The organism is Stutzerimonas sp. (assembly GCF_982611455.1).
Genome location: NZ_CEXBBO010000011.1, coordinates 87062 through 99136, shown reverse-complemented (window position 1 = coordinate 99136; position 12075 = coordinate 87062). Strand labels below are relative to the sequence as shown.

The window sequence follows — 12075 nt, the reverse complement described above, 5'->3', positions numbered from 1 at the left end:
CTTGCTTGCCTAGGCAGTGACTCTGGTCTACAGCCGGCGTCAGCTCGGCTTGAAGAGGCTGTGTCGGAAAGCAGGGCGGCGGTGGTAAGCGCTGCAGTGGGGAGCCGCAATGATGACGCGACCGCCAGTGGTCGCGTTACGCACACTTGCCAAGCTCTACCTCACCATCTTTCCGCACCGTCAATCGCAAGTAATCTTCCGCCAAAAATAGCGCTCCTTCATAAATCCCTGCCGCTTCCATCCGGATCTCCTCGATCGACAGACCTCGATCTCGATCTTGACCCCGATCGCGCTGATACCGAGCGCTGAAGTGCGTGAGAATCAGGTTGGGAATGCCGACTTCCTGCGCGAAAGTCGCCACCTGCGCAGCGGTGCTGTGGCCGAAGTCGGCCTTGCCGGCTTCGGCGATTGCGTGAGTGTAGGTAGCTTCGTGAACCAGGAGCTGGGCGTCCAGGCAGGCGTCACGAAGCAGCTCGGGGCGGTCGTTGTCACCCCCGATGACGATGCGCCGCGGTGGGCGCGAGAACAGCAAATAGTCTTCGCTACGCAATGTGCGGCCTCCATGTTCGACATCGAAGCCGCGGACCAGCTGGCCCCAGAGCGGACCGCGTGGAATGCCGTCGCGGTCGAGCTTGTCGATGTCCAGGCGCGGGTCGGGACGGGCTTCGGTGAAGGTATAACCCCAGCTTGGCACCCGATGGGAGAGGGCGGTGGTCTCGACACGCACCTGCGGATTGCGCCATTCGCCGAGGGTTTCGGTGGCATGGAATTGCAGTTGATAGGGCAGCCAGCTTTGGCTCATCTCAAGCGTGGCGCGTACCCAGCCTTCGATAGCGGCCGGAGCGATAATGTCGAGTGGTTCCTGCCGGCGTGCCATGCCGGCGCTGGCAAGCAAGCCTGGTAACCCGAAGCAGTGGTCACCGTGTACGTGGGTGATGAAGATCGCCCGCAGCCCGTGCAGCGTCAGCGGCGTGCGCAGCAGCTGGTGCTGGGTGGCTTCGCCGCAATCGATCAGGTACCAACCTTTGCCGCTGTCTTCGAGCAGTGCCAGGCCGCTGACATTGCGAGCCTTGGTGGGCGTACCGGATGAGGTGCCGAGAAATAGCAGATCCACGTGCAAGCTCCATCGTGTTCGTTCGTCGGATGACTCCCAATTTAGATCGTCGCAGATAAGCATGCGTTCTTCATGCGTAGCGCAGATCAACTGGCTTATGCATTTTAGCTACTAAGAAAGCACCAACTTATATTAAGGATTGCTAACAGACCCCGTTATGCTGGCCGCTATCGACACGGCCCCGCTGGGCCCATTTTGGGATTAAACGATGGAATTCGGTGTTTTCGGTTTCGTAGTAGCCGGCCTGTTAGTTGGATTTATCGTTGGCATGACAGGCGTCGGCGGCGGCTCGTTGATGACGCCCATTCTGTTGTGGTTCGGTGTCAACCCGGCGGCGGCAGTGGGCACCGACCTGCTCTACGCGGCGATTACCAAAGCAGGTGGCGTCTGGGTCCATCAAAAAAACCGCAACATCGACTGGAGCATTACAGGTTGGCTCGCACTGGGTAGCGTGCCTGCGGCCGCACTTATGCTTTGGGTGCTGCAGGGCCTGAATGCCGATCAGGAAACGCTCAACGCGATCATCAAGCAATCCTTGGGCGTCGTACTGGTGCTCACTGCGCTGGCGGTACTGTTCAAGAAGCAATTGCTGGCATTCGCGTCCCGGCTGTCCGGCCCGACCCCGCGGTTGTCGCCGCGCGGCCTGAATGTACTGACCGTCGTGGTTGGGGTTGTGCTCGGCGCAGTGGTGACATTGACCTCGATCGGTGCCGGCGCATTGGGCACCGTGGCGTTGTTCTTCCTTTATCCGTTGCTGGCCACACGCCGCCTGGTGGGGACGGAGATTGCTCACGCCGTACCGCTGACGCTGGTCGCCGGTCTTGGGCACGCCAGCATGGGCAACATGGATTGGACGATTCTGGCCTATCTCCTGATGGGCTCGTTGCCGGGCATCTATCTGGGCAGCAACCTGTCCGGCCGGGTACCTGAAACCGTTTTACGCCCGTGCCTTGCGGTAATGCTGGCGGCCATCGGCTATAAGTTGATCTGACCGCATCCATCTCGAGGGCGCGACGCACCGCGCTATCCATTGTGGAGACAATCGCGGCTGGCGTTGCCAAACAAGCATGACCACCGCCACCTTTCGCTTCTATGCCAGGCTCAACGACTTTCTGCCCGCCGAGCGCCGCGGGCAGGCGTTCAGCTGTTCGTGCGCCCGTGCCGCGACCACCAAACACATGATCGAAGCCCTTGGCGTGCCGCATACCGAAGTGGCGCTGGTGCTGGTCAACGGCCAGCCAGCCGGGCTCCGCTGGCCAATCGAAGACGGTGATCGAATCGCCGTATACCCCAGGTTCGAGCACCTGGACATCAGCACCCTGGCGCCCGTGCAGCCACTGCCGAGCGGCCGACCGCGCTTCGTGGCCGATGCTCACTTGGGTGGTCTGGCGCGGCTGCTGCGCATGGCCGGGTTCGACACGCTCTACGACAATGGCTACGAAGACGCGGCGATGGCCGAGCTGGCGAACCGCGAAGGTCGTGTGCTGTTGACCCGCGATCGCGCATTGCTCATGCACCGAGTGGTGGCGCACGGCTGCTACGTGCATGCGCTCAAGCCGGCGATACAGCTGAGAGAGCTGTACGAGCGCCTGGACCTCGCAGCCCACGCGCGGCCCTTCAGCTTGTGCATGAACTGCAACTCTCCGCTGCGTGCTGTCGACAAGCAGACCGTGCTCGATCGCCTCCCTCCACGGGTGCAGGAGCGCCATGAGCGGTTTCTTAGCTGCGACTGCTGCGCTCGGATCTACTGGGAGGGCTCGCATTGGCAGGATATGCGCGCCTTGCTCGATTCCCTGAGTGCCAACGATTGACGGCGCATCCGCTGCTGCCAATCGCCATGGCAACCGCTTCGGCTATAGCATTTCCCTAAATTCACGGAGTCGCTCATGCGCCGCCAATCACCCTATCTGTTTTCCGCCATTGCCCTGCTGACCACTGGCGTCGCCTGCATGGCGATCGGCCTTGCCTCTGAGGCAAAGACCTTTCTCTGGATGGTGCCCGGCTTTCTCGCGCCGGGGCTGGTCCTGGCTCTGCTTGCCATGCGTCGACGGGTCCGCTGATTGGGTAATGCTCCGCCCGGCTGGACGGCTTGCTCACTTCAGGTCGAAGGTGGGCTGCGTTGCTAGATCGAATACGTAGCGATTAGGTCGTAGCGAAGAAGGGGCGTCCGGCGCAGCCATCGAGGCTCATGGCTGCACGCCGTATCCGTTGGCCAGCCACAACAGGCGCTGACCGTTGGCTCGAGTGGCTAGGGCTGTTCGCAGTTGACCATCCAGGACACCCCGAAGCGGTCGGTCAGCATGCCGAAACGCTCGGCCCAGAAGGTTTTCTCCAACGGCATCACGATCTGTCCACCTTCGGCCAGCCCTCCGAACACGCGTTCACCCTCGGCCACACTGGCAGGATGCAGCGAGATGGAGCAGCCCTTAATACCTTCGTATGGGCCCCCGGCGCACGCCGCATCGCCCGGCATGGTGTCAGACGCCATCAACTGGTAATCGCCCAGATTCAGGCATACGTGCATGATTCGCTCTCGATGCTCGGCGGGGAAATGCTCGACCTCCGGCGCCTGGGCGAAGGTCATCATTTCCAACGTGCCGCCCAGCACTTTCTGATAGAGCGTAAAGGCATCGCGTGCTTGGCCGTCGAAGGTGAGGTACGGGGTGATTTTCATGAGCTATCTCCTGTTTCGATTATTGGGCTATCTGGGCGCGCAGGCGTTCTTCCTGTTCACGCAGTTCGGGCGTGAACTCGGCGCCGAAGTCTTCGGCTTCGAACACTTGACGGATTTCGATTTCCGATTCGCCAACGGCTGATGCTGGGCAACGCTTCACCGAATCGATGGCGTCCTGCAGCGATGCGGTCTGGAACATCCAATACCCGGCGATAAGTTCGCGGGTTTCAGCGAACGGGCCGTCGACTACCGAGCACTGCCCGTCGCTGAAGCGTACGCGTGCGCCTCGGCTACTCGGATGCAAGCCTTCGCCGCCCAGCAGTACTCCCGCATTTGCCAATTCCTCGTTGTACTGGCCCATGGCTGCGAGAACCTCCTCACTGGGCATCACGCCCGCCTCGGTATCGCGGTTGGCCTTGATCATCACCATGAATCGCATCGTCTGACTCCTTTATCGGATGGGAGAAAACAGCCTAGACGGATCTGCAAGAATTTCCGCCGGCTCTGATCATTGGTCGAGCGAGCGAGACAAAAATCGACACGATCTCGAAATTTTCTTTGCCACCGCATAAAACGAAGCCCATGGGATGCCAACCCTCTGGCGCGCCATCAGGGCACTGATTGGAAATTCCGAAAATATTTTTTGCAGGGCCTGCATCCGATTCGGCTTCCCGCGGGTAGTACAGGTAGCGGCCAAATTTGCCGCCCAACTGATCACTATCGGAGATTTGAAATGGACGCGAAAAAGAGCCTCTGCCTGACCGGACTTTCCCTGGCGCTCGGCTGTTCGGCCAGTGCCTTCGCCAATATGGACGTACCCGACGCCGTCAAGGTCCCGGATGGCCACACCGTCAGCATGGAAACCCGCGGCGTCGGCAAGATCACCTACGAATGCCAAGCCAAAGCCGATATGCCCGAAAAAATGGAATGGGTGTTCGCTGGCCCCAAGGCTGCGCTCAATGACCGCAGCGGCAAGCAGGTCGGCAGCTACTACGGCCCGCCTGCCACCTGGGAAGCGGCGGATGGTTCGATGGTGACCGGTACCCAGGTTGCGGTGGCGCCGGCTGGCGACGGCAACATCCCGTATCAGTTGGTCAAGGCCAACCCTGCCGAAGGCAACGGCGCGATGAAGGGCGTCAGCTATATTCAGCGCGTAGCGACCAAGGGCGGCGTAGCGCCGGCGGCAACGTGCGAGGCTGCCAACAAGGGCGAGCGTCAGGTCGTGGATTATCAGGCCGACTACCTGTTCTGGACCAGTAAGTGAGCCCAGGATAGCGGGCAGGTCGCTCGATATGAGCGTCAAACACCTCTATGCTCCACAGACGCCCCGGCCTGCGCGCCGGGGCAATTACAATCAGCCAGTGGCGGATCAATTGTCAGCGTCTCCATCCCCGTTCGACTACGAAGCAGCCTTACGCGCCTGCGCTCGCGGCGAGCGCTCGGCATTACAGAAACTGTATGAACAGGAAAGCCCGCGCCTGCTCGGCGTGGTTCAGCGCATCGTGCGAGACGCCGCGCTGGCAGAGGACATCGTGCATGACGCTTTTATCCGCATCTGGAACAAAGCGGCGACGTATGACCAGACGCGCGGCTCGGCCCGTGGCTGGGTCTTCAGCGTGACCCGTCACCTCGCCCTCAATGCCGTACGCAACGATGCCCGGCAGATGCAGATGGATCCAGACGAGGACGGCGAAACCAGCCACGCCGTCATCGACGGCTGGCAGGAACAGACTGACACCTTCGATTGGCGAGTCAATCCCGGCCGTATCGAAGCCTGTCTCGAGCAACTGGAACCGGTGCGCCGCAACTGCGTGTTTCATGCCTACGTCGATGGCTATTCCCATCAGGAGATCGCCCAGCGCCTAGGCGCGCCGCTGGGCACGGTAAAAGCCTGGATCCGCCGCAGCCTGACCGCCCTTCGCGAGTGCATCGGATGAGCCCCAACCACGAAAGCCAGCAAGACCTGCACGAACTGGCTGGGGAATATGTGCTGGGCACTCTACCGGCGCAGCAGCGCATGGATGTCGAACGGCGTTTGCCGAATGAGCCCGATCTGCAAGCGGCCGTGGACTATTGGGACGCACGTCTGCTGCACCTGACCGACCTGGCTGAGCCACAGACTCCATCGCCGCGCCTGTGGGAACGCATTCAGCGCTCGCTCGACGAATCGACCGTGCGGCAAATGTCACCGGCACCGCAGGCTCGCAAACAGGGTGTGTGGGATAACCTGCTGCTCTGGCGCGGCTTCGCAGCCGCCAGCATGGCCGCCACGCTGGTGCTTGGGACGCTCCTGCTTATCCGAACCCCACCGAGCCCATCACCTACCTGGCTGGTGGTCCTGGCTACTCCGCAAGATCTGGCCCCGGGTTGGGTGGTACAGGCCAGCAGCACGTCCCGCGAGATCGAACTCATTCCTCTCGGCGTCACCGAATTACCGCCGGACAAGGCCCTGCAATTGTGGACCAAGGCGGAAGGCTGGCAGGCGCCGGTATCACTTGGTCTGGTAGAGCCTGGCGAGCCGATCAAGATACGGCTGGATAACCTGCCACCGCTTCAGCCCAACCAATTGTTCGAACTTACGCTCGAACAACCGACCGGCTCACCCACCGGCAAACCAACCGGGCCGATCCAGTTCATCGGGCGAGCGGCGAAGGTCATTTAAGGTGCTGAGCGCGTGCTGTTGCTCTGGCTCCTCTGCCACCGAGGAGGGCTGGGGTGACGGGGCTTTTGCTCTAGCCTCTCATTCCAAGAAAAGACTGGAGGGAATGCGCTCTGCTTTGGCTCCTTCTTCTACCGAGAGAGGGCTGGGAAGGGGGCTTTTGTCTAGCCTCTCTAATCCCAGGAAAAGACTAGAGGGACGCGCTCTGCTCTGGCGCCCTCTCCCTCCGGGAGAGGGCTGGGGTGAGGGTTGCTGTTAATAAATCTGAGCGCCCCGTAAAGATCGGCACTATTTCGCCTCAACCGCGCGGCGGGATATTCAGACCTTTAACCACAGCAGGCCTCGCGACAAAGGCATTCAGAACGCGCTGCACGTTGCTGAAGCGCTCGAACTCCACCAGCTCGCCGGCTTCGTAGAAGCCCACCAGATTGCGCACCCACGGAAAGGTCGCGATATCGGCAATGCTGTAGCGGCCGCCCATGATCCACTCGCGGCCTTCCAGGCGCTTGTCGAGCACGCCCAGCAGCCGTTGGGATTCGGCGACATAACGGTCGCGCGGACGCTTGTCCTCGTACTCCTTGCCGGCGAATTTGTGGAAGAAGCCGAGCTGGCCGAACATTGGCCCGATGCCGCCCATCTGGAACATCAGCCATTGGATCGTCTCGTAGCGGGCCGCCGTGTCCTCGGGCATGAGCTGGCCTGTCTTGTCCGCCAGATACAGCAGAATCGCCCCGGATTCGAACAGCGCCAACGGCTTACCATCCGGCCCGTTCGGGTCGAGGATCGCCGGGATCTTGTTGTTCGGGCTCAGGGAAAGGAATTCCTGCGACAGCTGATCGTTGGTCTCGAAGCTGACCAGGTGCGCCTCGTAGGGCAGGCCGGTCTCCTCCAACATGATCGACGCCTTCACCCCGTTGGGCGTGGGCAGCGAGTAGAGCTGCAGGCGTTCCGGGTAACTGGCAGGCCATTTCTGGGTGATGGGGAAGGCGGATAGATCGGACATACGGGCATGCTCTCCATACGATAGGGAATTGAGGATAGCTCACCCTTTGGCGCAGTTGATCGAATGGGAACGAGGGCCGTGATCCTCCGCTGCTTTCTATGCAAGGCAAGGCGCCGCATTCAGGCCGCTTCGACGGCTCCGAGCGTCACGGATAAGCTGCACTATGCTCAACGCAGCGCGCCTGTCGCGTTCCAGAACCATCACACGAGGCGTTCGACCATGGTGCTGATCCTCATTCTGCTGTTGCTGATTGCCTTCATCGTGTATTCCACGGTGCGCTGGAAGTTGCATCCCTTCCTGGCCCTGCTGGCAGCGGCAATTCTCGCCGGCTTCGCCTATCAGGTGCCGACAGCGGAAATCCTCAAAACGGTCGCGACCGGCTTCGGTGGCATCCTCGGCTACATCGGTATCGTCATCGCCTTGGGCACCATCATCGGCGTCATCCTCGAACGCTCCGGCGCGGCGATCACCATGGCCGAAAGCGTGATCCGGCTGCTGGGCGAGCGTTTTCCCACGCTGACGCTGTCGATCATCGGTTACCTGGTGTCGATTCCGGTGTTCTGCGATTCCGGTTACGTCATCCTCAACTCGCTGAAAAATGCCTTGGCGGCGCGGATGAAGGTTTCGGTCGTCGCCATGAGCGTCGCGCTGGCCACCGGCCTGTATGCCACCCATACCTTCGTGCCGCCCACGCCGGGTCCGATTGCAGCCGCAGGCAACTTGGGGTTGGAAGACTCGCTGGGACTGGTGATTGCTGTCGGCCTGCTGGTCTCGGCAGTAGCCGCGCTGGCCGGGCTGTTCTGGGCCAACCGCTTCCTTAAGCAAGATGATCGCGACCTGCTGGACGAAGCCCCCAGCGAGTTGCTCGCCGAAGACGTGGACTTCGACAGCCTGCGCGCCCGCTACGGCACCTTGCCCAGCGCCTGGCAGGCCTTTGCGCCTATCTTCATTCCCATCGCGTTGATTTGTATCGGCTCGATCGTCGCGTTGCCGGGCAGGCCGCTGGGCGAAGGTGTCGTGTTCTCCGTGCTGAGTTTCCTCGGCCAGCCGGTCGCCGCTTTGCTGATTGGATTGGGCTTCGCCTGTACGCTGCTCAAGGGCGAGAACAAACGTCAGCAGTTTCATGATCAGGTGGCCGCGGGCATCGTCTCGGCGGCGCCCATTCTGTTGATCACCGGTGCCGGCGGTGCCTTCGGCGCGATGCTGAAGATCACACCGCTGGGCGATTACTTGGGCCAAAGCCTGTCGGCGCTGGGGATCGGCCTGTTCATGCCCTTCATCGTCTCCGCCGCGCTGAAGACCGCACAGGGTTCTACCACCGTCGCGCTGGTCACCACCTCAGCGATGGTCGCGCCACTGCTCGGTAGCCTGGGGCTGGACAGCGAAATGGGCCGGGTGCTGACCGTAATGGCAATCGGCGCGGGCGGTATGACGGTGTCCCATGCCAACGACAGCTTCTTCTGGGTGGTCTCGCAATTCAGCCGCATGAAGGTGTCGACCGCGTACCGCGCGCAGACCATGGCGACATTGATCCAGGGTGTGGTGGGTATGGCGATGGTTTGGCTGCTGGGGTTGGTGCTGCTCTGATGCATTTCTGATCGGTCAGGACTAACCACACCGGAGGCAGACAGCAACTCCGGTGTGGCGCGTATCGACTAAGGGTTCTGGCCGGACAATGTCTGGATCATCGCTACCGTCAGGTAAAGCCTTGGCGCGATGCTCGACAGCTCCATGTATTCGTCTTCGGAATGCAGTCCGGCGCCGACCACGCCCATGGTTTCCAGCACGGCAGGCTTGTCGCTGTCCGGCACGTAGGCATAGCCGGCATCGGTGCCGAAACGCATGGCGATGGGCTCTATATTCTTCCCGATTTCTCCGTAGAGCTCATTCGCAGTCTCGGCCAGTTGCGCCGAGCCTGCGTTCTTCGCCAGCGGTGGCCGGCCTTTATCGATGCGCAATTCCACCGTGGTGTCGTCGATCAGCTTGTCTTTGATGATGCGCTGGGCATCGGCCAGGACGCGGTCGTACTCACTCAGATCGGAATAACGCATGTCGGCCTCGGCAGCGGCGCTGTCAGGGATGATGTTGCGCTTCTCGCCGCCCTTGATCATCGTCCAGTTCACCGTGGTGCCCTTGTCCGGATCGCCCAGATCCCCGAGCTGTACCAGTTGATGCGCGAGCTCCATGACGGCGTTGCGGCCTTCTTCAGGCGCCGATCCGGCGTGTGAGGATTTGCCCTTCACTTCAAGCATCACGGCGTTGATGCCGTTGGTTGCGGTGGTCACGGCGTCCTTGTCTGGCGGCTCGTAAGAAAAGACGTAATCATGCTTGCGGGCGAGCTCGGCGATGATCTTCTTCGAGCCCGACGAGCCCATTTCCTCATCTGGATTGAACAGCACGGTGATGGTGCCGTAGTCATCGAAGTTCTGATCCTTCAGCAGCTTCAACGAGTGCAGGATCATCGCGACACCGCCTTTGGCATCCGCGACGCCTGGTCCATACGCGCGTTGTTCATCCATGCGGAAAGGGCGTTCGGCGGCGGTGCCTTCGGCGAATACCGTGTCGTAATGGACCATTAATAGGAAATTCTTCGTGCCCGAGCCTTTCAGCGTACCGACGATGTTGTCGCCAGCCGAGGGTGTTGCGGGTGTGGCCGTCACCTCCGCACCCAGCGCTTCGAGACGCTTGACCAACATCTGGCTGACCGTGGTCAGGCCTTTTTCCTGGCCCGTGCCGGTATCGATGGCGACCAGGTTCTTCACCGTTTCCAGATAAGGTTTTCGTTCGGCTTCGGCCTGCTTGAGCAACTCGTCGGGCTTGAGATCGGCGGCGAGGCTGGTCAGGGAGAAGAAGCAAAGCGCAACAGCAGCAGCGAGCGGGGCGGGACGGACGTGCATCGGAAATACCTCAGGTCGCGTGGGGTGGTGAGGTTGAGAGGGTTTCCCGGTCTGCTTCGTTCCTACGTTCCTGCGTCCTGCGGATCAAGGCGCGCCTACTGCTCTTCTGCTCCCTCTCCCTCTCCCTCTGGGAGAGGGTTGGGGTGAGGGTGCTTTTCTGACAGTTGGCCCCTGCGTCGCTGGACCGTATATGGTTCATAGCTGATTCCCTGACCGAGCTTTCCTTGAGTTTTACCACCGCTTACAACACCGAAAACATCTGTAGGGTGGGCTTCAGCCCACCACAGGTAGCTTCGCTGGTGGGCTGAAGCCCACCCTACAGCTGCACCTCGCCGAGCCCTATCTAGCCCGCCGCACCTAACCCGCCGCCAGCTGCGTCAGCGCATGCAGCACCAGCCCGACCAGCCCGCCAACCAGGGTGCCGTTGATGCGGATGTACTGCAGGTCCTTGCCGACGCTCTGTTCCATTTGCTCGACCAGTTCGCGGCTTTCCCAGTTCTCCACGCGCTGGGCGATGTATTTGCCGATCTGCCCGCGATAGCGCTCAAGCATCGCCGGTGCGGCAGTCATCAACCGTTCGTTGATCCAGTTGCGCATGGACATATCGGCAGCGAGCGAGTCGCCCAAGCCTCGGGTCAGTTTGACGATGCGTTGGCCGATGCGTGAGTCGGGGCTGTCCAGGTCCGCTTGTAACCAAGCGGTCAATTCCTGCCAAAGCGTCTGGATGTACTCCGTGGTGGCCGGATGTTCGAGCAGTTGGGCGACGAGCCGCTCGATTTCCAGTCGATAGGTCGGGTCATGCTTGAGACGCTCGACATACTCGGCGACGTGTTCGTCGAAACGCTCGCGCAGCGGATGATCCGGATCGCTGGCGACCTCGGCGATCACCGCCGAAACGCCATCGACGAACTTGTTCGCCGACCAGCCGCCCACTGCTTTGCCGAGCCCCAGATAACGCAAGGTACGAACCTCGGCGGTGATGGCCTCGGCGACCAGCGCGCGGGTGTCGTCGTCCTGAAGCAGGGCGTCGAGCTTGATCAGTGCCTCGTCGAGCATGGCCTGGTGCTTGCCCTGACGAGTGAGCATTTCCAATACCTGGCCGCATACCGGCGCGAGGTCGAACTTGCGTATTCGGTTGATCAGCTTGGCCTGGACGAATGTCTGCACGCGCTCGTCATGCAGGGATTCAACGCCGAAACGCGCCATGCCGGTGAGTTGTCGGCCGACCGCTTCGGCATTGGCCGGATGGCGCAGCCAATTGGCCAGACGCCCGCCGAGATCCAGCGCTTCCAGCTTGGCCAGTACCAACGGCGTGGACAGAAAATGGGTGGTGATGAAGGTCGACAAGTTCCGACCGATACGCGCTTTGCTACGCGGAATGATCGCCGTGTGCGGAATGGGCAGGCCGAGCGGGTGGCGGAACAGGGCGGTGACGGCGAACCAGTCGGCAATGGCGCCGACCATGGCCGCTTCGGCGAAGGAGGCGAGATAGCCCCAGGCCGGATGTCGGGGTTCCAACGCGGTGGCGATGATGTAGAGCAGGGCGGCAAGCAGTAGCAGAAGGCCGGCGACCCACTTCATGCGCGAAACCGGGGACTGCCAGTGGCGTTGCAGAGGGCTCATGCGATTCCTCTTGTACGGCGAATGGGTGAAGCGCAGGCGGTCTCGGTGAGACGCCAACGGATCTGCTTATACAACACAGACCCGATTTGGCGGGAGCGGGTTCGG

General features: G+C 61.4%; 13 protein-coding genes. 7 read left to right on the top strand and 6 right to left on the bottom strand.

The annotated features are described in order from the left end of the window. Positions 1-136: 136 nt before the first annotated feature. On the bottom strand, positions 137-1114 hold the full coding sequence (locus AC2LD7_RS09265; protein ID WP_484597461.1) for a ribonuclease Z: 978 nt from the start codon (positions 1112-1114) through the stop codon (positions 137-139). A gap of 208 nt (positions 1115-1322) precedes the next feature. On the opposite strand from AC2LD7_RS09265, the gene AC2LD7_RS09260 reads away from it, so the two are divergent. From AC2LD7_RS09260 to AC2LD7_RS09250, 3 genes are all read left to right on the top strand, one after another. Then, the gene (locus AC2LD7_RS09260) at positions 1323-2105 is read left to right on the top strand and encodes a sulfite exporter TauE/SafE family protein (RefSeq protein WP_484597460.1); all 783 of its coding nucleotides are present in this window, start codon (positions 1323-1325) and stop codon (positions 2103-2105) included. 76 nt (positions 2106-2181) lie between these two features. Further along, positions 2182-2925, top strand: a complete 744-nt coding sequence (locus AC2LD7_RS09255; RefSeq protein WP_484597459.1) for a Mut7-C RNAse domain-containing protein — start codon at positions 2182-2184, stop codon at positions 2923-2925. 75 nt (positions 2926-3000) lie between these two features. Next, positions 3001-3174 carry a hypothetical protein gene (locus AC2LD7_RS09250; protein ID WP_484597458.1) on the top strand — a complete coding sequence of 58 codons (174 nt, stop codon included), beginning with the start codon at positions 3001-3003 and terminating at the stop codon, positions 3172-3174. Between the two features lie 188 nt (positions 3175-3362). Here AC2LD7_RS09250 and AC2LD7_RS09245 read toward each other — a convergent pair whose 3' ends face one another. Together AC2LD7_RS09245 and AC2LD7_RS09240 are read right to left on the bottom strand one after the other, a co-directional pair. Beyond that, positions 3363-3788: a VOC family protein gene (locus AC2LD7_RS09245; RefSeq protein WP_484597457.1), complete on the bottom strand. Its 426-nt coding sequence runs from the start codon at positions 3786-3788 to the stop codon at positions 3363-3365. A gap of 19 nt (positions 3789-3807) precedes the next feature. Next, positions 3808-4227, bottom strand: a complete 420-nt coding sequence (locus AC2LD7_RS09240) for a YciI family protein (protein ID WP_484597456.1) — start codon at positions 4225-4227, stop codon at positions 3808-3810. 294 nt (positions 4228-4521) lie between these two features. On the opposite strand from AC2LD7_RS09240, the gene AC2LD7_RS09235 reads away from it, so the two are divergent. The 3 genes from AC2LD7_RS09235 (at position 4522) to AC2LD7_RS09225 (ending at position 6450) form a co-directional block, all read left to right on the top strand. Continuing rightward, positions 4522-5052, top strand: a complete 531-nt coding sequence (locus AC2LD7_RS09235) for a DUF3455 domain-containing protein (RefSeq protein WP_484597455.1) — start codon at positions 4522-4524, stop codon at positions 5050-5052. 109 nt (positions 5053-5161) lie between these two features. Continuing rightward, entirely contained in the window at positions 5162-5725 is a 564-nt protein-coding gene (locus AC2LD7_RS09230) for a sigma-70 family RNA polymerase sigma factor (RefSeq protein ID WP_484597492.1), read from the top strand. Continuing rightward, the gene (locus AC2LD7_RS09225; protein WP_484597454.1) at positions 5722-6450 is read left to right on the top strand and encodes an anti-sigma factor; all 729 of its coding nucleotides are present in this window, start codon (positions 5722-5724) and stop codon (positions 6448-6450) included. Before AC2LD7_RS09230 ends, AC2LD7_RS09225 begins: the two co-directional genes overlap by 4 nt. Before the next feature lie 295 nt (positions 6451-6745). Here AC2LD7_RS09225 and AC2LD7_RS09220 read toward each other — a convergent pair whose 3' ends face one another. Further along, positions 6746-7450, bottom strand: a complete 705-nt coding sequence (locus tag AC2LD7_RS09220; RefSeq protein WP_484597453.1) for a glutathione S-transferase N-terminal domain-containing protein — start codon at positions 7448-7450, stop codon at positions 6746-6748. A gap of 219 nt (positions 7451-7669) precedes the next feature. Between AC2LD7_RS09220 and AC2LD7_RS09215 the strand changes: the two genes are divergently transcribed. Then, a complete protein-coding gene (locus AC2LD7_RS09215) occupies positions 7670-9037 on the top strand; it encodes a GntP family permease (RefSeq protein ID WP_484597452.1) in 1368 nt (455 codons plus the stop codon). Positions 9038-9105: 68 nt separating this feature from the next. Here AC2LD7_RS09215 and AC2LD7_RS09210 read toward each other — a convergent pair whose 3' ends face one another. Together AC2LD7_RS09210 and AC2LD7_RS09205 are read right to left on the bottom strand one after the other, a co-directional pair. Next, positions 9106-10347: a M20/M25/M40 family metallo-hydrolase gene (locus AC2LD7_RS09210; RefSeq protein ID WP_484597451.1), complete on the bottom strand. Its 1242-nt coding sequence runs from the start codon at positions 10345-10347 to the stop codon at positions 9106-9108. Positions 10348-10704: 357 nt separating this feature from the next. Beyond that, positions 10705-11970 carry a DUF445 domain-containing protein gene (locus tag AC2LD7_RS09205; RefSeq protein WP_484597450.1) on the bottom strand — a complete coding sequence of 422 codons (1266 nt, stop codon included), beginning with the start codon at positions 11968-11970 and terminating at the stop codon, positions 10705-10707. Positions 11971-12075: the final 105 nt, after the last annotated feature.

Excerpts from the sequence above, each read along its gene's own strand:
- AC2LD7_RS09210 (WP_484597451.1), bottom strand. The coding sequence starts at position 10,347 with ATGCACGTCCGTCCCGCCCCGCTCGCTGCTGCTGTTGCGCTTTGCTTC.
- AC2LD7_RS09250 (WP_484597458.1), top strand. The coding sequence starts at position 3,001 with ATGCGCCGCCAATCACCCTATCTGTTTTCCGCCATTGCCCTGCTGACC.
- AC2LD7_RS09225 (WP_484597454.1), top strand. The coding sequence starts at position 5,722 with ATGAGCCCCAACCACGAAAGCCAGCAAGACCTGCACGAACTGGCTGGG.
- AC2LD7_RS09205 (WP_484597450.1), bottom strand. The coding sequence starts at position 11,970 with ATGAGCCCTCTGCAACGCCACTGGCAGTCCCCGGTTTCGCGCATGAAG.
- AC2LD7_RS09215 (WP_484597452.1), top strand. The coding sequence starts at position 7,670 with ATGGTGCTGATCCTCATTCTGCTGTTGCTGATTGCCTTCATCGTGTAT.
- AC2LD7_RS09260 (WP_484597460.1), top strand. The coding sequence starts at position 1,323 with ATGGAATTCGGTGTTTTCGGTTTCGTAGTAGCCGGCCTGTTAGTTGGA.
- AC2LD7_RS09235 (WP_484597455.1), top strand. The coding sequence starts at position 4,522 with ATGGACGCGAAAAAGAGCCTCTGCCTGACCGGACTTTCCCTGGCGCTC.
- AC2LD7_RS09220 (WP_484597453.1), bottom strand. The coding sequence starts at position 7,450 with ATGTCCGATCTATCCGCCTTCCCCATCACCCAGAAATGGCCTGCCAGT.
- AC2LD7_RS09245 (WP_484597457.1), bottom strand. The coding sequence starts at position 3,788 with ATGAAAATCACCCCGTACCTCACCTTCGACGGCCAAGCACGCGATGCC.
- AC2LD7_RS09255 (WP_484597459.1), top strand. The coding sequence starts at position 2,182 with ATGACCACCGCCACCTTTCGCTTCTATGCCAGGCTCAACGACTTTCTG.
- AC2LD7_RS09240 (WP_484597456.1), bottom strand. The coding sequence starts at position 4,227 with ATGCGATTCATGGTGATGATCAAGGCCAACCGCGATACCGAGGCGGGC.